24 protein-coding genes and 1 pseudogene are annotated in these 20,967 nt (G+C 65.0%); 22 read left to right on the top strand and 3 right to left on the bottom strand.

What is annotated here, in order from left to right:
• Window positions 1-12 precede the first annotated feature (12 nt).
• The 8 genes from C5689_RS03260 to C5689_RS03295 all read left to right on the top strand — a co-directional run bounded on the left by C5689_RS03260 (window position 13) and on the right by C5689_RS03295 (window position 7,183).
• The gene (locus C5689_RS03260) at window positions 13-267 is read left to right on the top strand and encodes a ribbon-helix-helix protein (RefSeq protein ID WP_108915852.1); all 255 of its coding nucleotides are present in this window, start codon (window positions 13-15) and stop codon (window positions 265-267) included.
• Window positions 264-782 carry a DUF2840 domain-containing protein gene (locus tag C5689_RS03265; protein ID WP_108915853.1) on the top strand — a complete coding sequence of 173 codons (519 nt, stop codon included), beginning with the start codon at window positions 264-266 and terminating at the stop codon, window positions 780-782. The genes C5689_RS03260 and C5689_RS03265 overlap by 4 nt, the downstream gene beginning before the upstream one ends.
• On the top strand, window positions 779-1,324 hold the full coding sequence (locus C5689_RS03270; RefSeq protein ID WP_108915854.1) for a S26 family signal peptidase: 546 nt from the start codon (window positions 779-781) through the stop codon (window positions 1,322-1,324). Before C5689_RS03265 ends, C5689_RS03270 begins: the two co-directional genes overlap by 4 nt.
• 35 nt (window positions 1,325-1,359) lie before the next feature.
• A complete protein-coding gene (locus C5689_RS03275; RefSeq protein WP_108915855.1) occupies window positions 1,360-1,695 on the top strand; it encodes a DUF736 domain-containing protein in 336 nt (111 codons plus the stop codon).
• A 4-nt stretch (window positions 1,696-1,699) separates the two neighbouring features.
• The gene (locus C5689_RS03280; protein WP_108915856.1) at window positions 1,700-2,476 is read left to right on the top strand and encodes a lytic transglycosylase domain-containing protein; all 777 of its coding nucleotides are present in this window, start codon (window positions 1,700-1,702) and stop codon (window positions 2,474-2,476) included.
• A gap of 370 nt (window positions 2,477-2,846) precedes the next feature.
• Complete coding sequence (locus tag C5689_RS03285; protein WP_108915857.1) at window positions 2,847-4,604, top strand: relaxase/mobilization nuclease domain-containing protein; 1,758 nt, start codon at window positions 2,847-2,849, stop codon at window positions 4,602-4,604.
• Between the two features lie 146 nt (window positions 4,605-4,750).
• The gene (locus tag C5689_RS03290; protein ID WP_108916004.1) at window positions 4,751-6,730 is read left to right on the top strand and encodes a conjugal transfer protein TraG; all 1,980 of its coding nucleotides are present in this window, start codon (window positions 4,751-4,753) and stop codon (window positions 6,728-6,730) included.
• A gap of 9 nt (window positions 6,731-6,739) precedes the next feature.
• Entirely contained in the window at window positions 6,740-7,183 is a 444-nt protein-coding gene (locus C5689_RS03295) for a ribbon-helix-helix protein, CopG family (protein WP_108916005.1), read from the top strand.
• Window positions 7,184-7,232: 49 nt separating this feature from the next.
• On the opposite strand, the gene C5689_RS03300 is transcribed toward C5689_RS03295, so the two are convergent.
• On the bottom strand, window positions 7,233-7,793 hold the full coding sequence (locus C5689_RS03300) for an arsinothricin resistance N-acetyltransferase ArsN1 family B (protein WP_108915858.1): 561 nt from the start codon (window positions 7,791-7,793) through the stop codon (window positions 7,233-7,235).
• A 62-nt stretch (window positions 7,794-7,855) separates the two neighbouring features.
• Between C5689_RS03300 and C5689_RS03305 the strand changes: the two genes are divergently transcribed.
• The 12 genes and pseudogenes from C5689_RS03305 to C5689_RS03360 all read left to right on the top strand — a co-directional run bounded on the left by C5689_RS03305 (window position 7,856) and on the right by C5689_RS03360 (window position 18,238).
• Window positions 7,856-8,413 carry a helix-turn-helix domain-containing protein gene (locus C5689_RS03305; RefSeq protein ID WP_244594562.1) on the top strand — a complete coding sequence of 186 codons (558 nt, stop codon included), beginning with the start codon at window positions 7,856-7,858 and terminating at the stop codon, window positions 8,411-8,413.
• A 165-nt stretch (window positions 8,414-8,578) separates the two neighbouring features.
• Complete coding sequence (gene trbB, locus C5689_RS03310) at window positions 8,579-9,565, top strand: P-type conjugative transfer ATPase TrbB (protein ID WP_108915859.1); 987 nt, start codon at window positions 8,579-8,581, stop codon at window positions 9,563-9,565.
• Window positions 9,562-9,900, top strand: a complete 339-nt coding sequence (locus C5689_RS03315; protein WP_108915860.1) for a TrbC/VirB2 family type IV secretion system protein — start codon at window positions 9,562-9,564, stop codon at window positions 9,898-9,900. Before trbB ends, C5689_RS03315 begins: the two co-directional genes overlap by 4 nt.
• A complete protein-coding gene (locus C5689_RS03320) occupies window positions 9,900-10,178 on the top strand; it encodes a VirB3 family type IV secretion system protein (protein WP_003612050.1) in 279 nt (92 codons plus the stop codon). The genes C5689_RS03315 and C5689_RS03320 overlap by 1 nt, the downstream gene beginning before the upstream one ends.
• A gap of 7 nt (window positions 10,179-10,185) precedes the next feature.
• Window positions 10,186-12,621, top strand: coding sequence for a conjugal transfer protein TrbE (trbE, locus tag C5689_RS03325; RefSeq protein ID WP_108915861.1), 2,436 nt, complete (start codon window positions 10,186-10,188; stop codon window positions 12,619-12,621).
• Window positions 12,621-13,364: a P-type conjugative transfer protein TrbJ gene (gene trbJ, locus C5689_RS03330; protein ID WP_108915862.1), complete on the top strand. Its 744-nt coding sequence runs from the start codon at window positions 12,621-12,623 to the stop codon at window positions 13,362-13,364. Before trbE ends, trbJ begins: the two co-directional genes overlap by 1 nt.
• A gap of 9 nt (window positions 13,365-13,373) precedes the next feature.
• Window positions 13,374-13,688, top strand: a complete 315-nt coding sequence (trbK-alt, locus tag C5689_RS03335; protein ID WP_108915863.1) for a putative entry exclusion protein TrbK-alt — start codon at window positions 13,374-13,376, stop codon at window positions 13,686-13,688.
• Window positions 13,685-15,024, top strand: a pseudogene (gene trbL / locus C5689_RS03340) (P-type conjugative transfer protein TrbL). Before trbK-alt ends, trbL begins: the two are co-directional and overlap by 4 nt.
• Before the next feature lie 4 nt (window positions 15,025-15,028).
• Window positions 15,029-15,712 carry a conjugal transfer protein TrbF gene (gene trbF / locus C5689_RS03345; RefSeq protein WP_108915864.1) on the top strand — a complete coding sequence of 228 codons (684 nt, stop codon included), beginning with the start codon at window positions 15,029-15,031 and terminating at the stop codon, window positions 15,710-15,712.
• Window positions 15,709-16,779, top strand: coding sequence for a P-type conjugative transfer protein TrbG (gene trbG, locus C5689_RS03350; protein WP_108915865.1), 1,071 nt, complete (start codon window positions 15,709-15,711; stop codon window positions 16,777-16,779). The genes trbF and trbG overlap by 4 nt, the downstream gene beginning before the upstream one ends.
• Window positions 16,776-17,984: a TraB/TrbI/VirB10 family type IV secretion system protein gene (locus C5689_RS03355; protein ID WP_108915866.1), complete on the top strand. Its 1,209-nt coding sequence runs from the start codon at window positions 16,776-16,778 to the stop codon at window positions 17,982-17,984. The genes trbG and C5689_RS03355 overlap by 4 nt, the downstream gene beginning before the upstream one ends.
• Window positions 17,981-18,238 carry a DUF2274 domain-containing protein gene (locus tag C5689_RS03360; protein WP_108915867.1) on the top strand — a complete coding sequence of 86 codons (258 nt, stop codon included), beginning with the start codon at window positions 17,981-17,983 and terminating at the stop codon, window positions 18,236-18,238. The genes C5689_RS03355 and C5689_RS03360 overlap by 4 nt, the downstream gene beginning before the upstream one ends.
• Here the strand turns inward: C5689_RS03360 and C5689_RS03365 are convergent.
• Window positions 18,202-19,119, bottom strand: a complete 918-nt coding sequence (locus C5689_RS03365; RefSeq protein WP_108915868.1) for a LysR family transcriptional regulator — start codon at window positions 19,117-19,119, stop codon at window positions 18,202-18,204. The two genes, C5689_RS03360 and C5689_RS03365, sit on opposite strands and share 37 nt — an antisense overlap.
• 187 nt (window positions 19,120-19,306) lie before the next feature.
• Here C5689_RS03365 and C5689_RS03370 point away from each other — a divergent pair, with 187 nt between their 5' ends.
• The gene (locus tag C5689_RS03370; protein WP_244594563.1) at window positions 19,307-20,122 is read left to right on the top strand and encodes a hypothetical protein; all 816 of its coding nucleotides are present in this window, start codon (window positions 19,307-19,309) and stop codon (window positions 20,120-20,122) included.
• Between the two features lie 29 nt (window positions 20,123-20,151).
• On the opposite strand, the gene C5689_RS03375 is transcribed toward C5689_RS03370, so the two are convergent.
• Window positions 20,152-20,508 carry a helix-turn-helix domain-containing protein gene (locus tag C5689_RS03375; RefSeq protein WP_108915870.1) on the bottom strand — a complete coding sequence of 119 codons (357 nt, stop codon included), beginning with the start codon at window positions 20,506-20,508 and terminating at the stop codon, window positions 20,152-20,154.
• On the opposite strand from C5689_RS03375, the gene C5689_RS03380 reads away from it, so the two are divergent.
• The gene (locus tag C5689_RS03380; protein WP_244594564.1) at window positions 20,507-20,938 is read left to right on the top strand and encodes a hypothetical protein; all 432 of its coding nucleotides are present in this window, start codon (window positions 20,507-20,509) and stop codon (window positions 20,936-20,938) included. The genes C5689_RS03375 and C5689_RS03380 overlap by 2 nt on opposite strands.
• Window positions 20,939-20,967 lie beyond the last annotated feature (29 nt).

Consider the following 20,967-nt stretch of genomic DNA (forward strand, 5'->3'; position numbering starts at 1 on the left):
CGGAGGCGCTGCATGAACGAGCGCCCTGCAAAGCGCGGCTTCGCGGCGCGTCCCGGCGACGCCGAGGGCTGGATCAGATCGGCCGAGGCTCCCGCCCGGCGCGCGAACGACGCCGGCAGATTCACCGCGCGCCTGACGATCGACGTCACGCCAGCGCAGCGCGGCCGCATCAAGGTCGCCGCCTTTCGGCGCGGCGTCACCGTCGCCGACATGCTGCGCGACCTGCTTGCACGTGAATTTCCCGACGATCCCGGAGAGACATCATGAACGACAACGAGCCGCAATCCGCTCGCGTCGAAGCGCAGCCGCGTCGCGCCGCCACGCCTCTCACCCATGTCGAGCTGACCTGGATCGAGAAGAAGATCGAGTTCCGAATTCGCTTCGGCCATCGCGCGGCGGACAAGATTGTCGACCGCCGCCGCCGCATCGCCAGCTTCGCTCCCGGCAGCATCTTCTGCTTCGTCCGATGGGCGTCGAACGACTATGGGACGGTGATTTCGCGGATGGACATCGTGCGCGCGGTCGGAGCCGGCGAGCGCTATCAGACGCTCCCTTTCGTTCGGCCCGGCGGCGAGATCCTGCTCCGCGTCGACGCCTGGCCGAGGGTCGAGCGAGCGCTCCAGGCGATCGACGCTATAGACGCGATCGGCGTCGATCCGGCAGACGCGTCGCCCGACTATTGGCAGCATTTGCACAACCGTCTCGCTGTCGGCGACGAGCCGCGGGCCTATACGCGCGAGCAGCATGACGCCTGGCTGAAGCGCCGGAGCGTCGCGTTATGATCCGCCTCGGCTATGTCACGGCGACGGTCTCCTCTATGCTGCTGATCGTCGGCCAGTCCCTGGTTCCTGTCACGCCATGGTTCGTCTGGAACGCCACGGCGAGCACGCCGACGGGGCTCTATGCGCTTCAGGCCACGGGCCGACTCCGCGCTATGCAGTTGGTGGCAGTCCGTCCGCCCGAACCCATCGCGAGCTTCCTCGTCGACGGCGGCTTCCTGCCGAAGGGCGCGCTGCTCTTGAAGCATGTCTTGGCGCTCCCCGGACAGTCTGTATGCCGCGCCGGCCCCGCCGTCACCGTTGATGGCGTCGACGTCGGTGTAGCGCGAGATCGCGATCGTCTCGGTCGTCCGCTGCCGCGCTGGAGCGGCTGCCGGACACTTCGGCCCGACGACGTCTTTCTCATGAATCCGACCGTCCAGGACAGCCTCGACGGGCGTTACTTCGGTCCATTCCCCGCCGCGTCGATCGTCGCTCGCGCGATTCCGATCTGGACCGACGAAGAGGGCGACGGCCGTTTCGTCTGGCGCGCAGCCGTCGACTGACGCCCGCAGTACTTTACCAATCATGGAGAATTCCGATGACGCAGATCGGTCGATTCATGCGCACCAAATCAGGCTATTCGGGCGCTATCCGCACGCTGTCGCTCGACGCCCAGATCGCTCTCGTTCCCTCCGACCATGGCATCACGGAGAACGCGCCGGATTATCGCATCCTGCTCGGCGATGACGAAGGACCAGAGATCGGGGCGGCACGGAAACGCGTCGGCGAAAAGGCCGGCGACTATGTCTCGCTGCTCCTCGACGATCCAGCCCTGACGCAGCCCATGCGCGCCAATCTGTTCCGGTCGAGCGAAAACAAGTCCAGCTGGGTTCTGCACTGGACCCGACTCCAGAAGCGCAACGAGCGGGACTGATGACATGCGTCCCGCATTCCCGCTCATGATCAAATCGGACCGCCTGAACCGGGCCTGCACGCGCGCGCGATTCACGCTCCTTTTCCTTATCGGCCTCGTTCCGGCCTGCACACTGGGCGGACTCCTGCCCGCAAAGGCAGCGCCGATCGAGCGCCCGACGGATGGCGATCCCTATGCCGTCCATGTCGCAGAAGCGGCGCGGCGCTTCGGCATTCCCGCGGCATGGATCCGGGCCGTTATGAAGATCGAAAGCCGCGCCCAGCAAGGCGCCGTCTCGACCAAAGGCGCAACGGGACTCATGCAGATCATGCCCGACACCTGGTCGGAGCTGCGCGCTCGTTACGCACTTGCCGGCGATCCCTTCGACCCGCGCGACAACATTCTCGCCGGCGCGGCCTATCTTCGCGAGCTGCACGATCGCTACGGCTCGCCCGAGTTCCTCGCGGCCTATAATGCGGGACCGCACCGCTACGAGGATTATCTCGACGGGCGCCGTTCATTGCCATCCGAGACCGTCGCCTATGTCACGGCGCTCGCCCCTCTCATCGAGGGAAATGGCAGCGCTCAACCCGCCATTCGCTCCCTCCCTGGTCTGTCGCTCTGGACGACGGCGCCGCTGTTCGTCGGGCGGGACGACAGCAGACGCGCCGCCATTCATCCGGCGCCAAGTCGGACCGCAACCGACACGACAGCTGTCGCCGTCACGCGCGATCTGTCCGTCACCGCGCATCGCTCCGACGGCCTGTTCGTCGCGCTCTCGTCGACGGAGCACGCGCAATGAACCAGCATCGTTGTTGCAGTCGGACTGCCGACCTTCGCGCATCGACGGGCCTCATCGCCGTCCTTCGCCCGGCGTTGAAAACGTGCAAACGCATTGTGAGCGCCATTCGCGGCGGCTTCGCACTCCAGCGTTTCAGAGCGCAATGTCGCGAAGAGAGAACGGCGGAAGGCAATTCAGCGCAAAACACGACCGGACTACGGCGAGATAAAAGCGCCTGCCACGCCGCCAGACAAGTCGCTGGCGCGACTCGTCTTTCGTCTGGCAGGCCGGTCGGTCATTGGCAGGTTTCGGCAAATTCTCGTGAAATCACAACGCGTCGACCTGCACACAACGTTCTCGCAGCTGCCGATCGCCTCGGCGAGGCGCTCCGATGAGCCGGGAGGAGAAGGATTTCCGCGTCCGTCCGGGACGGGTCCGCACGACACGCGCGCCGAAGCCGAAGAGCTTCGTCGCAGAGGTTCTGAAAGCCGCGCGCAAGGCGGGACCTGCGACGCCGCATAGCGGCGCGCAATCCGCTGCCCCCGGCGGCTCCGGCTTCGGGCGCGGGCGCGCCGCCTTCGGCCGCGCCCGCCTCTTCGATCCGGGTCGACGCGTCGTCGTCAAGGCGCGCGTCGTCCGCCACAAAGGCCGCAGCTTTCGATCGGCGCCACTCTCCGCACATTTTTCCTATCTGAAGCGCGAGGGCATCAGCCGCGACGGAGAGAAGGGCGTCATGTTCGACGCCGCGAACGATCGCGCCGACGATCGGGCCTTCATCGAGCGATGCGAAGACGACCGGCATCATTTCCGCTTCATCATCTCGCCCGAGGACGCCGCCGAGATGACCGACCTCAAAGCGTTCACTCGCGATCTCGCCGGGCGGATGGAGGCCGATCTTGGAACGAAGCTCGACTGGGTCGCCGTCGATCATTGGAACACCGACAACCCGCATATCCATCTGCTGGTGCGCGGCGTGGACGAGACCGGCGGCGATCTCGTCATCGCCCGCGATTACATCAGCTGCGGCCTGCGCTCGCGCGCGGAAGACCTCGTCGCCGTCGAGCTCGGCCCGCGTCCCGAACATGCGATCCGCTCGGCGCTCGAGCGCGAGGTCGACGCCGACCGCTGGACACGGCTCGACGCCGCCATCCGCTTCGCCGCCGACGAAACGGGTCTGGTCGACCTGCGTCCGGCCAGTCCTGGTCCCGACGATCCTGAATTGCGCCGCCTGATGGTCGGCCGCGCTCAGAAGCTCGAGCGAATGGGCCTCGCCGCCTCCGCTGGTCCCGGCCGATGGATGATCGGCCTGGAGGCCGAACGCACGCTGCGCGATCTCGGAATGCGCGGCGACATCATCAAGACCATGCATCGCGCCTTCGCCGAGCGTGGCCAGGACCGCGGCGTCGGTGATTATGCCATCGATGCGGCGCCTTCGGGGTCGCCGATCGTCGGGCGGCTGGTCGGCAAGGGACTGCACGACGAGCTGAACGGAGAAGCCTATGCCGTGATCGACGGGACTGACGGACGCGCCCATCATGTCCGCTTCCGCGGCGTCGAGGCGCTCAACCATGGTCCGCCGATCGGCGGCGTCGTCGAGGTGCGGCGCTTCGGCGGCGCCGACGATCCGAAGCCGACGCTCATCCTGGCGACGCGCTCGGACTTCGATCTTGATCGCCAGATCGGCGCGTCGGGGGCGACCTGGCTCGATCATCGCCTCGTGGAGCGCACGCCGACGCCGCTCGCCATGGGCGGATTCGGCGGCGAGGTCCGCGAGGCGATGAAGGCGCGCACCGAGCATCTCATCGCCGAGGGACTGGCTCTGCGCCGAGGCGGGCAGGTCATTTTCCAGCGCGACCTGCTCGCGACGCTGCGTGGCCGCGAGCTGAATGACGCCGCTGCGAAGCTCTCTGCCGAGACCGGCCTTCCGCGCACGCAGGCCGCGGCTGGCAATCAAATCTCCGGCGTCTATCGTCAGCGCCTCGTGCTCGCTTCGGGGCGCTTCGCCATGATCGACGACGGTCTCGGCTTCCAGCTCGTGCCGTGGTCGCCGACGCTCGAGAAAAAGCTCGGCCAGCATGTCTCCGGGACGGCGCGAGACGGCGGTGGCATCGAATGGAGCATCGGCCGAAAGCATGGATTGGGCTTGTGACGATCGACCAGCGTCGATCGCCGGTTCGCGACGCCAGTATTTTTTCGTCTCGGTTCGCCACGCTACGATCGCAACACGAACACGCTTGAACCCTCTCAAACCGCGTCTTTGTCTCGACGCCTCGCTCTATTCGAATGGAGGCGTCCTTGTCCGCGACCAGGATTCTCTGGGGCCAGATCCTTGTCGTATCGCTCATCGTTCTGACGACGATATGGACGGCGACCGAATGGACCGCATGGCGCCTCGGCTTCCAGCCGCAGCTCGGACATGCCTGGTTCGAGCTGGCCCATTTCCCCTTCTATCCGCCGCCCGCATTCTTTTGGTGGTGGTACGCCTTCGACGCCTACGCGCCGGCAGTCTTCGTCGAAGGCGGCTATATCGCAGCCTCGGCCGGACCACTCTCCATCGCGGCGGCGATCGCCATGTCGATCTGGCGCGCGCGCGAGGCCGACGACGCCGAGACTTATGGGTCCGCCCGCTGGGCGCGGCCCGACGAGATGGAGGCCGCTGGCCTGCTCGGCCCCGACGGAGTCGTGCTCGGCCGGCATGAGACCTCATATCTGCGGCATGACGGACCGGAGCATGTCCTCTGCTTCGCCCCGACACGGTCCGGCAAGGGCGTGGGCCTTGTCGTGCCGACGCTGCTCACCTGGCCGGGCTCGGCCATCGTCCACGACATCAAGGGCGAGAACTGGCAGCTCACCGCCGGCTTTCGCGCCCGCCATGGCCGCGCGCTGCTGTTCGATCCGACCAACGGCGAATCGTCGGCCTATAATCCGCTGCTCGAAGTGCGCAAAGGAGAGTGGGAAGTCCGCGACGTGCAGAATGTCGCCGACGTGCTGGTCGACCCGGAAGGATCGCTCGAGCGCCGGAACCATTGGGAGAAGACCAGCCACTCCCTGCTGGTCGGCGCCATCCTCCACGTCCTCTACGCCGAAGCCGACAAGACGCTCGCCGGCGTCGCCGCCTTCCTCTCCGATCCGAACCGGCCGATCGAGACGACCTTGCTAGCGATGATGACCACCCACCATCTCCGCGACGGCGGTCCTCATCCCGTCGTCGCCTCGGCGGCTCGCGAGCTGCTCAACAAATCCGACAATGAGCGTTCCGGTGTCCTCAGCACTGCCATGTCGTTCCTGGGACTCTATCGCGATCCCGTCGTGGCGAGAGTGACCCGGCAATGCGACTGGCGGATCGCCGATCTCGTTTCCGGCGCGCGTCCGGCCACGCTCTATCTCGTGGTGCCGCCCTCCGACATCAGCCGCACCAAGCCGCTCATCCGACTGGTGCTCAATCAAATCGGACGACGCCTGACCGAGGAATTGCGCCCGCCGGGCCGCCGTCACAGAATGCTGCTGATGCTCGACGAATTCCCGGCGCTGGGACGGCTCGACTTCTTCGAGAGCGCGCTGGCCTTCATGGCGGGCTATGGCTTGAAGAGTTTCCTGATCGCGCAATCCCTCAACCAGATCGAGAAGTCCTATGGGGCGAATAATTCCATCCTCGACAATTGCCATGTGCGCGTGTCCTTCGCCACCAATGACGAGCGGACCGCGAAGCGGGTGAGCGACGCGCTCGGCGCCGCGACCGAGATGAAGGCGATGAAGAACTATGCCGGCCATCGGCTTTCGCCGTGGCTCGGTCACCTGATGGTGTCGCGCTCCGAGACGGCGCGTCCACTGCTCACCCCCGGCGAGATCATGCAGCTTCCGCCTTCCGATGAGATTGTCATGATGTCGGGCCTGCATCCAGTCCGCGCGAAGAAAGCGCGCTATTATGAGGACCGCCGCTTCGCCGAGCGGATTCTGCCGGCGCCGAAAGGCGCGCCTCACGCGCCCCGACCCGACGACTGGTCGGCTCTCCCGGTCCAACGCCCGGCAACCGATCTACTCACGCGGTCGATAGCCGAGGACGAGGCCAATGGTGGGTTGAGGCGCGAGCCGGAGCTGCCCGATCATGTCGCGATCGTGAAGGAGACGACGCCGTCGCGTCGGGACAGAAACGAATTCGCCATCGTCGACGATACGCCCGAGCAGGCGGCGCGCCAGCAAGAAATCGTTCGACAGCGCATCGGCGGCCTCGCGCGTCAGGGCGCGATGGACCCGGCTGACGGCCTCGAGCTGTAGGAAGCGATGATGCGCGACCGCCTCAATGTCTCGCTTCCCGTGGAGATGATCGTGAGGATCAACGAGCTCGCTACGCAAAAGCGTTTGACGCGCTCCGCCATCGTCGAGGCTGCGGTCGCATCCTTTCTGTCGCCCGACGGCGCAGACCGCATGGAGGCCGCCTTCACGCGGCGGCTAGACCGGCTGACGCGTCAGGTTCAACGCCTCGAGCGCAACAGCGGTCTCGCGACCGAAGCGCTCGCGCTATTTGTCCGCTTCTGGTTGACCGTCACGCCGCCTTTGCCGCCGGAGGCGCAGGCCAGCGCCCAGGTGAAAGGGCGCGAACGCTACGAGGGCTTCATCGAGGCGCTGGGGCGACGACTCAATCAAGGACGGACGCTTCTCGACGAGATTCCGCGCGACATGCTCGACACAGAGCCGTCAAAGGAAGTCTCGAAGCAGACGACGGACTAGACTGCATGGACGAATTCGCAGTCCCGACGCTTGATTGAAGATCGTCCGACTATTCAAAATCTCGCCTGTCGAGAGTGAGTTGGGGAAACGGAGTTAGAGGTCCTATCGGCGAAGCGCGATCCGAAAGAGTCATGCCCATCCACTGGACGTCACGCCACTCCCCGAACTTGAAGCCGACCTCTCGATAGATACCGATTTCTCTCATGCCCAATGCGCGATGGAGTCCGACGCTGGCGTCGTTGGGCAAGGTTATTCCAGCGAACAGGCTGTGGACGCCTTGCCGCCTCAGAATTGCGAAGAGCGTTTGGTAGAGATGTCTTCCGACGCGCTTGCGATGGTAATCCGGATGCAAATAAACGGTCACCTCGACAGCCCAATCGTACGCAGCGCGGCCGCTGTAACGGCCGGCATAGGCGTAACCTGCGATCCTCCCACCGTCCTCGGCGACGAGCCACGGGTAGACGGCCATACAAGCCGTCATCCGCCGAGACATTTCCTCCGTGTCTGGAGGCGTGATCTCGAAGGAGATCGCTGTTTCGCTCACATACGGAGCATAGACCGCTGCAATGGCCGCGGCATCCTCCGGGCGGGCGGGGCGAATCGTCGGCATTGGGAATAGCCTCGGCTTGATCGGGAACTTGATCAGATATATGAGACGATATGTCTAATATAATGGATAACGTCGATCAAGCCCTCGCAGAGCGCATCCGGAACGAACGCCAAGCGCGCCGCTGGTCGCTCGCAGAGCTGGCGACCCACTCTGGCGTCTCCAAGGCGATGCTGAGCAAGATCGAACGCGTCGAGGCCAGCCCGACAGCAAATACTCTCGCCAGGATCGCCACGGCGTTTGGTCTGACTCTCGCTGAACTCCTGAGTTTCGAGCGAGCGTCGCCTCCCATCCGCTTGATGCGGGCGGACGCCCAGCCAACTTGGCGGGATCCAGAAACAAATTACGTGCGACGGCAAATTTTTGTCGATCCGCGTGTGCCTTTCGAGATGGTCGAGATCATGTTGCCTGCCGGCAAAAGCGTGTCGTTTCCAGCGAGCACTTACATCGACCGTCAGCATGTCGTCTGGATGCTGTCGGGAGAATTGAATCTGAGGGAAGGCGACGAAGAGCATTTCCTGTCCACCGGCGACCGCCTTCAATTCCGCGAGCCGAGGGATGTGACCTATCGAAACGCTACTCTAAAGCCGTGTCGTTATCTCGTGGCGATCCAGCTGAGATAGGCATCGACGCGCGCACGCTCCCGCCCCACGAACAAGTATTTTTTCGCTGGACTACGACCGGCTGCTACGACGACCGAAGCCTTGTTGATTACGCCCGTTCTTTGCCTTTTCTAATCATCCCCGCAGCCGTTCGCCCTCGCGCGATCGACTGAAGCGGGGGCGGGTTTGGCGGCATCTCTTCTTCATTCTCAGGCTCACGCGCGCGGCGCACGCATGTTGCGCACCGCGCTCGGACCAGCCGTCGCGAGCTTCCTCGAAGATCCGTCCGTCGTCGAGGTGATGCTCAACCCAGACGGGAGGCTCTGGATCGACAGATTGTCGAGCGGCCTCGAGGATAGCGGCTGCAAAATGTCGGCGGCCGACGGCGAGCGCATCGTGCGGCTCGTCGCCCATCATGTCGGCGCCGAGGTGCATCCGGGATCGCCGCGCGTCTCGGCCGAACTGCCCGAGACGGGAGAAAGGTTCGAAGGACTGCTTCCGCCCGTCGTGGCGGCGCCCGCCTTCGCGATCCGAAAGCCCGCCGTCGCGGTGTTCACGCTCGATGACTACGCGCGCGCCGGCGTTATGACAGACGGTCAGGCCGACGCGCTGCGCAAGGCCGTCGCAGATCGCAAGAACATTCTCGTCGTCGGCGCCACATCGACCGGCAAAACGACGCTCGCCAATGCGCTGCTCGCCGAGATAGCGCATACATCAGATCGCGTCGTGCTGATCGAGGATACGCGCGAGCTGCAATGCCGCGCGCCGAACCTCGTCGCTCTTCGCACGAAGGATGGCGTCGTCTCCCTTTCCGATCTCGTGCGCTCGTCGCTTCGACTGCGGCCAGACCGTATTCCGATCGGCGAGGTCCGCGGCGCGGAAGCCCTCGACCTGCTGAAGGCCTGGGGCACCGGACATCCCGGCGGCATCGCCACCATTCACGCCGGCACTGCGCTCGGCGCGCTGCGCCGTCTCGAGCAGCTCATTCAGGAAGCCGTGATCACAGTGCCGCGCGCGCTGATCGCCGAGACCATCGATGTCATCGCCGTTCTGCAAGGCCGCGGCGGCGAGCGGCGCCTCGCCGAGCTCGCGACCGTCGACGGCCTCGATCCATCCACCGGCGATTACCGAGTCCTTTCGATCGCTGCACATGTCGCAGGAGACCCATCATGACGCCCATTGCTCCCAATAGCCGATTTGGCCGACGCATTACCATCCTCGCTGCCATCGTCGGCGGCGCGGTGATCTCTTCTTCGTCGGCCCACGCCTCCGGCTCCTCTATGCCGTGGGAGACGCCGCTCAACCAAATTCTCGAATCGATTCAGGGCCCAGTCGCCAAGATCATCTCGGTCATCATCATCACGGTGACCGGCCTCACGCTCGCCTTCGGCGACACGTCGGGCGGCTTCCGCCGTCTGATCCAGATCGTCTTCGGCCTCTCGATCGCTTTCGCCGCCAGCTCCTTCTTCCTCTCTTTCTTCTCCTTCTCCGGCGGAGCGCTGATCTGATGAGCGGGTTCAACAGCGCCGAGGACGTGCCCGGCTTCTTCGTCCCCGTGCATCGGGCGTTGACCGATCCGATCCTGCTCGGCGGCGCGCCGCGAGCGGTCGCGATCGCCAATGGCACGCTCGCAGCGGCGATCGCGCTCGGCCTTCGCCTTTGGCTTCCCGGCGCTCTGTTCTGGGCTGTCAGCCACAGCGCCGCGGTCTGGGCGGCGAAGCGCGACCCGCAATTCGTCGAGGTCGTGCGCCGCCACCTGCGCTATCCCGCTTATTTCGGCGTGTGAGGCTGCCATGTTGAACCTCGCCGAATATCGTGGCCGCCCCGCGGGCCTTGCTGATTTCCTGCCCTGGGCCGCTCTCGTCGTCGAAGGCGTCGTCCTCAACAAGGACGGCTCGTTTCAGCGCACCGCGCGCTTCCGCGGACCCGATCTAGACAGCGCGACGCCGGCGGAGCTCGTCGGCGTGACCGCGCGCCTCAACAATGCGCTGCGCCGTCTCGGCTCCGGCTGGGCGATCTTCGTCGAAGCCGATCGCTTGCCGGCGCAGCATTATCCGCACGACCGCTTTCCCGACGCAGCCTCGGCGCTCGTCGACCTCGAGCGACAAAACGCCTTCGAGGAGGCGGGCGCACATTTCGAAAGTCGGTATTTCCTGACGCTCCTCTGGCTACCGCCGGAGGAGGACGCGTCGCGCGCCGAGAATTGGCTCTATGAAGGCCGCGCCCAGGATGACGTCGATCCTTGGGAACTGCTGCGCGGCTTCGTCGATCGCACGAACCGCGTGCTGCAATTGGTCGAGAGCTTCATGCCCGAGATCGAATGGCTCGACGACGGCGAGACGCTGACTTTCCTGCATTCGACGATGTCGACGCGCCGGCAGCGCGTCCGCGTCCCGGAAACGCCGATGCATCTCGACGCGCTGCTCGCCGACGAGCCGCTCACCGGCGGGCTGGAGCCACGCCTCGGAAACGCGCATCTGCGCATTCTGACCATCGTCGGCTTTCCGAGCGTGACCTATCCCGGCATTCTCGACGAGCTCAACCGTCTTGCGTTCCCCTATCGCTGGTCGACGCGCGCCATACTGCTCGACAAGACGGAAGCGGTTCGACTGTTGACGAAGATCCGGCGGCAGTGGTTCGCCAAGCGTAAATCCGTCGCCGCCATCATCAAGGAGGTGATGACCAATGAGGCTTCGACCCTCGTCGACTCCGACGCGGCGAACAAGGCGGCCGACGCCGATGTCGCGTTGCAGGAGCTCGGCGCCGACGATGTCGGCGAAGCCTATGTGACCGCTACCGTCGCCGTCTGGGACGAAGACCCGGCGATTGCAACGGAAAGGCTGCGCCTCGTCGAGAAGGCGATCCAGGGCCGCGATTTCACCTGCATAGCGGAAGGCGTGAATTCGGTCGAAGCCTGGCTCGGCTCCCTTCCCGGTCACGCCTACGCCAATGTCCGCCAGGCGCCGATCTCGACGCTCAATCTTGCCCATATGATTCCGCTCTCCGCCATCTGGGCGGGAGCAGACGGAGACGAGCATCTTCGTGGCTCTCCCTTGCTATTCGGAAAGACCGACGGCTCGACGCCCTTCCGCTTCTCTCTCCATGTCGGCGACGTCGGCCATACGTTGATCGTCGGTCCGACCGGCGCAGGTAAATCTGTGCTGCTGTCGCTGATGGCGATGCAGTTTCGCCGCTACGCACGCGCGCAGATCTTCGCCTTCGATTTCGGCGGCTCGATCCGCGCGGCGGCGCTCGCCTGCGGCGGCGATTGGCACGATCTCGGCGGCGGCCTATCGGCCGGCTCGGAGGACAGCGTGTCGCTGCAACCGCTCGCCCGCATCGACGACGCGGCCGAGCGCGCCTGGGCGGCGGAATGGGTAGCCGCCATCCTCATCAAGGAAGGCGCCGCCATCGACCCGGCGGCGAAGGAGCATGTCTGGTCGGCGCTCACCTCGCTTGCCTCGTCACCGCCCAATGAACGAACGCTCACCGGTCTCGCCGTCTTGTTGCAATCGACGGCCCTGAAGCAGGCGCTTCAGCCCTATTGCGTCGGCGGTCCCTTCGGCCGGCTGCTCGACGCCGAAGAGGAACACCTCGGCTATTCGAACTTCCAGGCGTTCGAGACGGAAGGGCTCATCGGCGCCGGCGCCGCCGCTGCCGTGCTCACCTATCTTTTCCATCGCCTCGAGCAGCGCCTCGACGGAAGGCCGACCTTGCTCGTCATCGACGAGGGCTGGCTCGTGCTCGACGATCCCGCCTTCGCGCGCCAGCTGCGCGAATGGCTGAAAACCTTACGAAAGAAGAATGCCTCCGTCGTCTTCGCCACGCAGTCGCTCTCCGACATCGACAATAGCCCGATCGCACCGGCGATCGTCGAGAGCTGTCCGACCCGCATCTTCCTTCCGAATGAGCGCGCAATCGAGCCGCAAATCACCGCGATCTATCGCCGCTTCGGGCTCAACGACCGCCAGATCGAGATCATCGCCCGCGCGACGCCCAAGCGCGACTATTACTGCCAATCGCGGCGAGGCAATCGCCTCTTCGAACTGGGGCTTGGACCGATCGGCCTCGCCTTCTGCGCCGCTTCCTCCAAGGCCGATCACGCCGCGATCGAGCGCATTCTCGCCGAGCACAGGCCGGATGGATTCCTGCGCGCCTGGCTGATCGAGCGCGGGCTCGAATGGGCAGCCGACGTCATCCCCGACCTCACCAATCTGGAATTTTCCTGATGGTCGCTCGTCATTGTCATCGCGCCGCGCTGTTCGGCGCCGCGGCTCTTTGCTTCTCGCTCGTCGCCGATCCGGCGCCTGCGCAGATCGTCGTCTACGATCCGACCAACTTCTCGCAGAACGTGCTCACCGCCGCGCGCGAGCTGCAGCAGATCAATAATCAAATCCAGAGCCTCGCCAATGAGGCTCAGATGCTGACCAATCAGGCGCGCAATCTCGCGAGTCTGCCGCTCTCGACGCTGAACCAACTCCAGACGACGATCCAGAAGACGCAATCTCTGCTCTCTCAGGCGCAGCACGTCGCCTTCGACGTTCAGCAGATCGAATCCGCCTTCGCGACGACCTATGGTTCGGCGTCGACGAGCGCCTCCAGCTCGGGACTGATCGCCACGGCGCAGACGCGTTGGCGCAATTCGGTCGCCGCCTTCGAGGATTCGTTGAAGGTACAGGCTGGCGTCGTCGGCAACATCTCGAGCAACGGCTCCGCCATGTCGTCGCTGACCTCCGCCAGCCAGACGGCGACCGGCGCGCTGCAGGCGGCGCAGGCCGGGAATCAGCTGCTCGCGCTGCAATCGCAGCAGCTTTCCGATCTCGTCGCCGTGGTCGCGGCGAAGAGCCGCGCCGATGCGCTGGAACAATCGCGCATCACGGCGACCGAGGCGCAGGGACAGGAGCAGTATCGTCGCTTTTCGACGCGCTCCGGCTATCAGCCGGGCAATGTCACCATGTTCCACGGCAATTGAGGCGCGCTGATGGGACGATGGGACATATGGCGCGCCGGCGCGATCCTCATTCTGATCGCCACATTGGTCGCGACTCTCTCCGCGATCGATTTCGATGCGCCTGCGCCAGTCGTCCGTGACGCTGGCGCGTCCTACGGCATCGTTCCCGACGATCTTTCCGCCGAGCTGCGCCGCTGCGGCGCGCTCGCGCTCCAGAATGCCGAAGACCAGCGCTGTGAGGCGGTCTGGACGAAGAACCGCCGCCGCTTCTTCGGCAGGCCGGCGCGGCCGACGCCTCCCACGGCCGCGCCGGCCGCTGCTACATCGAAAGGCGCCGCGCCATGAATATCGGCGTCATCGACACCTTTCTGAACACCTTCACGACCTATATCGATTCCGGCTTCGGCCTGCTGAAGGGCGATGTCGCCTATCTCTCCTCCACGCTGATCGCGATCGACATCACGCTCGCCAGCCTGTTCTGGGCCTGGGGCGCCGACGAGGATGTGATCCAGCGACTCGTGAGGAAGACGCTCTACATCGGCTTTTTCGCGTTTCTGATCACCAATTTCAACAAGCTCTCGGGAATCGTCTTCAATAGCTTCGCCGGCGTCGGCCTCAAGGCCGGCGGCTCCTCAGTGTCGACCGCCGATTTCCTGCGGCCCGGCCGTCTCGCCCAGGTCGGCCTCGACGCCGGTCAGCCCCGCTGCTCGACGCCGCGAGCCAGATGATGGGCTTTGCCTCCTTCTTCGCCAATTTCGTTCAGATCGCCGTGCTGATGATCTCCTGGCTGCTGATCATCATCGCCTTCTTCATTCTCTCCGTGCAGCTCTTCGTCACGCTGATCGAGTTCAAGCTGACGACGCTCGCCGGCTTTGTGCTCATTCCATTCGCGCTCTTCAACAAGACCGCTTTTCTCGCCGAGAAGGTGCTCGGCAATATCGTCGCCTCGGGCGTGAAGGTGATGACGCTCGCCGTCATCGTCGGCGTCGGCTCTGGACTCTTCTCGCAATTCACGACGAGCTACGGGGGCGAGCAGCCGACGATCGAGCAGACGCTCTCCGTCGTGCTCGCCGCGCTTGCAATGCTCGGCCTCGGCATATTCGGTCCAGGCATCGCCACCGGCCTCGTCTCCGGCGCGCCGCAGCTCGGCGCCGGCGCGGCGGTCGGAACCGGCGTCGCCGTCGCGGGCGCCGGAATGCTCGGAGGCGCGGCGCTCGGCCTCGCCGGAAAGGGAGCGACGGCCGCCGCCTCGGGAGCCGCCGCCACCGCGCGCGGCGGGGCGAGGCTCGCCGGAGGAGCGGCGTCGGCTTATGCGCTCGGCTCGGCCGGCGAGTCGGGGCCGTCGGCTGTCGCCGGAGGCCTCGCCGGCGTCGGTCGAGCGGCGGGCGCCGTCGCAGCGGCTCCCTTCCGGCGCGCGGCCGCTCGCGTGACGAACTCCTTGGCCGAGAACTATTCCGCCGGCGCTCGCGCCGCCTTCGCAGCGACCGGCGGCTCATCGACGACAGGCGCGGTCGGCGATGGCGCAACCAGCGCTCCGCCAGGGAATGCGCCGCCGGCCTGGGCGCGGCGCATGAAACGCAATCAGCTCGCGAGCCACGGCGCGACGACCGCCGCGCATGTCATTCAGTCCGGCGACAGCCACGGCGGCGGCCATTCCGTCGATCTCTCACAAGAGGAATAGACCCATGTTCCGACGCGCCTCGGTGCGCTATGGCCGCACGCCCGAACCGGAGACGCCCTATCAGCGAGCCGCACAAATCTGGGACGAGCGCATCGGCTCCGCACGCGTCCAGGCCAAGAACTGGCGGCTGATGGCTTTCGGCTCGCTGCTCTTGTCCTGCGGCCTCGCGGCTGGCCTCGTCTGGCAGTCGACGCATGGAACCGTCGTCCCGTGGGTCGTTCAAATCGATCAACTCGGCGAGGCGCGCGCCATCGCGCCGGCGACGGCGGACTACACGCCGTCCGATCCGCAGATCGCCTGGTATCTCGCCCGCTTCATCAAGGATGTGCGCGCCGCTCCGGCCGACCCTGTCGTCGTCCGGCAGAGTTGGCTGCAGGCCTACGACTTCACGACGACGGCCGGCGCCGCCGCGCTCAACGACTATGCGCGCGCCAACGACCCTTTCGCCAAGCTCGGCAAGCAGCAGATCGCCGTCGACGTCTCCAGTGTCATTCGCGCCTCTGCCGACTCGTTCCGCGTCGCCTGGATCGAGCGCCGCTATCAAGACGGCGCGCTCGCCGACACCACGCGATGGACGGCAATCCTCACGATCATAATCCAGCCGCCGACCGACGCCGATCGCCTCCGCAAGAATCCTCTCGGCGTCTACGTCAACGCCATCAACTGGTCGAAGGAGCTCGGACAATGACCCGGCCGAATTTCCTGAATGCCGGCGATCCGGCTTCGCACATCGCCGTGAACGTGCTGTCCCGGAAAGAACGAAAAGCGTCTTTCCGTAAGGCCGGCTTTGCGATTCTCCTCATCTCCGCGCCCTCGCTCGCCGGATGCACGAAATTCATTCCGCCGGACATCGATTATGATGACGCCGCGCCCGCGCGGCTCTCCGCCGATCCGCCGGCGCCGGTGAAAATCGTCACCCTCGCCAAGCCGCTTCCCTTGCCGGGCCAATTGAAGCCGCTGCATGTGGGCAAAGCCCCGCCCGAGCCCGCCGATCCGGCCGTGCGCGTCAATCAGGCCAACGCCGCCGCCCGCGTGCAGCCGGTGCGCGATGGATTCATCAACGCCGTGCAGGTCTATCCCTTCTCGGGCGGCGCGCTCTATCAAGTCTACGCGGCACCCGGACAGATCACAGATGTCGCGCTGCAGGAGGGCGAACAGCTCGTCGGCTCTGGACCAGTTGCAGCCGGCGACACTGTGCGCTGGATCATCGGCGACACGGAGAGCGGCGCGGGAGCGACGAAAAAGATCCATATTTTGGTCAAGCCGACGCGGCCCGACCTCGTCACCAATCTCGTCGTCAACACGGATCGGCGCACCTATCTGCTGGAGCTGCGATCGACCGAGAAGACCTATATGGCCTCGGTTTCCTGGCAGTATCCAGAAGACCAGCTCATCGCCTTGCGTCGTCAGAACGCGATCGCCGAATCTGCCGCGCCGATCGCGACGGGCGTCGACGCTTCCGCGCTGAATTTCCGCTACGCCATCCAGGGCGACAATCCCGCCTGGCGGCCGCTACGCGCCTTCGATGATGGATCGAAGGTCTATATCGAATTCCCGACCGGCATTCGCCAGGGCGAGACGCCGCCGCTCTTCGTCATCGGTCCGGCCGGCGGCTCGGAGCTGGTCAATTATCGTGTCAGCAGCAATTACTACATCGTCGATCGCCTCTTCGCCGCCGCGGAACTGCGCCTCGGCGACGCGGACAGCGAACGGCGCGTGCGCATCGTCCGCACCGACGGAAGGCCGCGGTCATGACGCCGGATGCGAATGACGAGCGGTTCGCCGCGTCGCCGCCGATCACGCCCGACCTTCGCCTCCGAGGCGAACGCCCGCGCGTGACGCGCCTTTCGCGCAAGGTGCTGATCGGCATGGCGAGCGTCGCCGCCCTCGCGATCGCCGGCGCGCTCGGCTACGCGCTGCAGCCGCGCGACAGAAGCGGCGCGGCCCAGGAACTCTACAATACGCAGAATCGTCCCGCCGCCGACGGTCTCGCGAACCTGCCCAAGGATTATGCCGGATTGCCGCGCCCGGCGCCGCCGCTCGGGCCGCCTCTGCCGGGCGATCTCGGGCGGCCGATTTTGAACGCTGGCGCGGCAGGCAATACGACGATCGTCGGCGCCTCGGCGTCCGATCCAGAAGCGCAGCGCCGCGCGCAGGAAGGTGAGGCCGCGCGCGTGAGCCGCCTCTTTACTCAGACGAGTGAGCACGAGAGGCCGGTCACCCCGATCGCTCCGACCATAATCGCCGCGGGCGACGCTGGCGCCGTCGCGACGCCGTCTGTCGACGCCGGCTCTGCGCAGAACATGCAGGATCGCAAAACGGCTTTTCTGACCGCGGCGACGGATCGTCGAACCGTCAGTCCGGATCGGCTCGTCAAGCCTGCGTCGCCCTATGTCGTCCAGGCCGGCACTGTCATCCCGGCCGCGCTCATCACCGGCCTCCGCTCCGATCTGCCCGGACAGATCACCGCGCAAGTGACCGAAGCGGTCTACGATAGTCCCACGGGGAAATTTCTGCTCATCCCACAGGGCGCGAAGCTCATTGGCCAATACGACAGCTCCGTCGCCTACGGCCAGAGGCGCGTGCTCCTCGCCTGGACACGGCTCATCATGCCCAATGGAACCTCGATCGTGCTGGAACGGCAACCGGGCGCCGATGCGGCCGGCTATGCCGGCCTCGAGGACGAGGTCGACAATCATTGGGACATGCTGCTCAAAGGAGCCGCGCTCTCGACGCTGCTCAGCATCGGCGCCGAAGCCGGAACAACGGGCAGCGAGAACAGCCTCATCCAGGCGATCCGCCGCGGCGGCTCCAACAGCGCGAGCCAGACCGGGCAATTGCTCGTTCAACGCCAGCTCAATGTCCAGCCCACTCTCACCATCCGGCCGGGCTTCCCCGTTCGCGTGCTCGTGACGCGGGATCTCCTATTGGCTCCATACAAGGAAGGAATGGCGCCGTGACGAAATTGAAGCTCGGTCCGCTCGCCGACGACAAGCCCGTCAAAGTCACCGTCGAGATTCCCGCCTCTCTGCATCGCGATCTCACCGCCTATGCCGACGCGCTCGGCCGAGCCAATGGGCAGACCATCGCCGATCCGCTCAAGCTGATCGTCCCGATGCTCCAGCGCTTCATCGCCACCGACAGAGCCTTCGCGAAGACTCGGACGCGTTCGAAAACTCAACCCGATGTCGCGGGAGCCGAAAGGTCAGGATAGCGGGCGCGCAACAGATCGAGAAATCGCTGCAGCATCGGGCTGCTGTTCGTCTCTTTCCAATAGGCCGCGAACTGAAGCCGCATTTGCCCACAGTCGCCATGCAGCTCGCGATGAGTCACTCCGGGGCAGCCAAATCCGGCGGCGCCCTCGAGCAGTGGCGCGACGCCATAGCCGGCGCCGACGAGGCTCAGCAGCCTGTCGAGGCTGACATCCTGATAGCTGATGCGCAAAGAACCCGAGCCGCCCACCTTCACGCTCAGCAATTGCTCGAGCTCGGAATCGACGCCGCTCCGCGTCAGCAATATCCGATTGTCGCAAAGCTCCCGCCATTGGATTGCTGGCCGACTATTGAGCGGGTGATTTTCCTGGACGGCGACGACGACCCGTTCGCCCCAGAGCGGCAGAACGTGGTCGTTCCATCTTCCGCCGCCGGAGGTCAATATGGCGACGTCGATCGCGCCCGCGGCGACCTCACCGAGCAATCCCACCTTGGCGCCGTCGACCAGGAGAATATCCGCATCCGCAATCTGGCGGCACAACTCCGCGAGCGTCTCCCGCAGATTGCCGGCCGAAAGCGACGAGCAAATCCCTATTCGCAATGGCCTGCTTCCGCCATTGCGGCGCGTCTTGAATGTGAGGAAGAGACGGTCCGCTTCGTCGACAATGGGCCGCGCCGCATCCAGAAATTCGCGACCCACCGGCGTGAGCTTCGTTCCACCCGTCGTGCGCTCGAACAAGTCCACGCCGAGCTCACATTCGAGATCGTGCAATCGACGGCTGAGGGTGGATTGACGCGTGTTCAGCGTCTCCGCCGCTTGTCGAAGGCTTCGATGCCGCGAGGCGACAAGAGCCCATTTCAAATCTCGTAGCTCCGAATTCACCTGAAAAGCCCGGTTTCACAAGCTGATTTTCAGAATCGGATGTGCCGGCGACAGGGCCGCCATCGGCCGTCCTAATGCTTCCTACTTCATTGAAAATAAATGGCCTTTTAAAGGCCGCCGATCGAACGGCTATCGCTTTGCAAGCTATGGGTTTTTTTGACGAACGGACCCGATTCCTCCTTAATCGATGCGCCGTCTCGAACAGCCCGACCGCTTTGCGGCGCAACGCTACGGACGCCTACGCTTCCAATATACGTTGCTAAAACGTTCTCCCCGGCTTACCTTCTCCCGGCTGCTATTTCATGAGCAGCGGCCGAACGGGATGTTGGAGCATCCCGCCCGGCCTGACCACAACCCATGCTTTAGAGGAGCTTGGATCATGGCTGATTCTGAAGATAGCACGACTCCGCCCGCCGTTAGCTGGCGCGCCATTCTGCGAGGAACCGGCGCTTTGCCGCCTGCGAAAAAGACTGGAGGGGCGCCGTCCGACCCCGCGCTGCAGCTCTGGCGGAACTGGCAAGTCAATCACACTCAGGTCGTCGCGCTGACGCGCCAGTGGCAGCGGATCGAGAAGCAGCTCATTCACTCGGTCGGCATCCCCGAGGTCACTATCCGCCTTTCCGGCGCGGAGGAGCCGAAAATCGCTCAATCGATCGACGAGATCGAGGAGTTGGTCGCGAACGAGCCGACGATCGAGAGAGAAGCGCTGATCGCGGCGTTCGACGAGCGGCAAAAGCGATGGGACGAGGCGGCGGCAGCGCTCGGCTTCGACGCAGTCGACACGGAACTCCGCGCCGCTCTCGGCAAGGAGCGCGACTTTGTGTCTTCGGTCCCGAAGACGAAAGCCGCCAGCCTGCCGGGCGTCGCGGCCAAGCTCGCGATCCTCATTCAGCTCGGCGAGCCGAGCCCGACAGATGCGGAGTTTCCCTGGCCGGAACTGCGCTCAGCTTTGGCGGATATCGCCCGGCTGGCGTCGCCGGAAGCCGCCGTCTCGCCGATGTGATCCTCATGCTCGGGTCCATCGCCGCTCGGCTATGGACCCGGCTCCTTTCGAGCAGTAGCCCGCCTTTGCGCCGGCCCCTCGCTTTTCCGAGACGGCTTTGCGCCTTTCTTGGGCTGCCCCTTCGTGCCGGCGCCTTCAGCCGATGTCGCGGATGACGATTTCGCCTCCGCGATTTCGCTCGCAGGCCTCAAAAGCTCGAGCGCCGGGATTCCGAGAGCGTCGGCGAGGCGGCCGACGACGTCCACCGTCGCCGAATAGACGCAGCGTTCGATCGAGCTGATATAGGTGCGGTCGAGCTCGGCTCGATGGCCGAGCTCTTCCTGCGACAGGCGTTGCGCCCGTCGATATTTCCTCAGATTGCGCGCCAGCGTCTCTCGCATTTCCATGACGAGAACCAGCCAGCTTGAAGAGTATTTATCTACGGAGTATACTCTACAAATGGTAGCCGCTGGTTCGAGGAAGGGAAGCGCCGGCGCGGCAGAGGGGGCGAGTCCGGAACCGACCGAGAGTCCGAAAATGCGTGAGAAGCATCTGGGTCACGCCGTCTCTTTGGCGACGATTTTGTTGAGCACGCGCGAGCAGTTCGCTCGCGCGCTGCGCGACGCTGCGATGGCGAGCATCAGAGCGAGATCGAGAGGCGCGGGTTTCGACCAGCCGATCATCTCCCGCTACTTCCTCGAGTCGCACGTCGACGACGCTCTCTATCTGATCGGCAGAGACGGGCTCGACGCGCTCGAGAGCAATGTCCGCTTCGCGGTCGACGAAATGATCCGAGAGGCGTTGGAAAACGTGAGAATGCGGCGAACGGATAATTAGTGATCGCGTTTTCGGTGCGCCGGCTACGG

The sequence above is a fragment of the Methylosinus sporium genome (assembly GCF_003113265.1).
Classification (GTDB): Bacteria; Pseudomonadota; Alphaproteobacteria; order Rhizobiales; family Beijerinckiaceae; genus Methylosinus; species Methylosinus sporium.

Coding starts and splice junctions, on each gene's coding strand:
- C5689_RS03260 (WP_108915852.1), top strand. CDS start 13: ATGAACGAGCGCCCTGCAAAGCGCGGCTTCGCGGCGCGTCCCGGCGAC.
- C5689_RS03265 (WP_108915853.1), top strand. CDS start 264: ATGAACGACAACGAGCCGCAATCCGCTCGCGTCGAAGCGCAGCCGCGT.
- C5689_RS03270 (WP_108915854.1), top strand. CDS start 779: ATGATCCGCCTCGGCTATGTCACGGCGACGGTCTCCTCTATGCTGCTG.
- C5689_RS03275 (WP_108915855.1), top strand. CDS start 1,360: ATGACGCAGATCGGTCGATTCATGCGCACCAAATCAGGCTATTCGGGC.
- C5689_RS03280 (WP_108915856.1), top strand. CDS start 1,700: ATGCGTCCCGCATTCCCGCTCATGATCAAATCGGACCGCCTGAACCGG.
- C5689_RS03285 (WP_108915857.1), top strand. CDS start 2,847: ATGAGCCGGGAGGAGAAGGATTTCCGCGTCCGTCCGGGACGGGTCCGC.
- C5689_RS03295 (WP_108916005.1), top strand. CDS start 6,740: ATGCGCGACCGCCTCAATGTCTCGCTTCCCGTGGAGATGATCGTGAGG.
- C5689_RS03300 (WP_108915858.1), bottom strand. CDS start 7,793: ATGCCGACGATTCGCCCCGCCCGCCCGGAGGATGCCGCGGCCATTGCA.
- C5689_RS03305 (WP_244594562.1), top strand. CDS start 7,856: ATGGATAACGTCGATCAAGCCCTCGCAGAGCGCATCCGGAACGAACGC.
- C5689_RS03315 (WP_108915860.1), top strand. CDS start 9,562: ATGACGCCCATTGCTCCCAATAGCCGATTTGGCCGACGCATTACCATC.
- C5689_RS03320 (WP_003612050.1), top strand. CDS start 9,900: ATGAGCGGGTTCAACAGCGCCGAGGACGTGCCCGGCTTCTTCGTCCCC.
- trbE (WP_108915861.1), top strand. CDS start 10,186: ATGTTGAACCTCGCCGAATATCGTGGCCGCCCCGCGGGCCTTGCTGAT.
- trbJ (WP_108915862.1), top strand. CDS start 12,621: ATGGTCGCTCGTCATTGTCATCGCGCCGCGCTGTTCGGCGCCGCGGCT.
- trbK-alt (WP_108915863.1), top strand. CDS start 13,374: ATGGGACGATGGGACATATGGCGCGCCGGCGCGATCCTCATTCTGATC.
- trbF (WP_108915864.1), top strand. CDS start 15,029: ATGTTCCGACGCGCCTCGGTGCGCTATGGCCGCACGCCCGAACCGGAG.
- trbG (WP_108915865.1), top strand. CDS start 15,709: ATGACCCGGCCGAATTTCCTGAATGCCGGCGATCCGGCTTCGCACATC.
- C5689_RS03355 (WP_108915866.1), top strand. CDS start 16,776: ATGACGCCGGATGCGAATGACGAGCGGTTCGCCGCGTCGCCGCCGATC.
- C5689_RS03370 (WP_244594563.1), top strand. CDS start 19,307: ATGCGCCGTCTCGAACAGCCCGACCGCTTTGCGGCGCAACGCTACGGA.
- C5689_RS03380 (WP_244594564.1), top strand. CDS start 20,507: ATGACGAGAACCAGCCAGCTTGAAGAGTATTTATCTACGGAGTATACT.
- C5689_RS03375 (WP_108915870.1), bottom strand. CDS start 20,508: ATGGAAATGCGAGAGACGCTGGCGCGCAATCTGAGGAAATATCGACGG.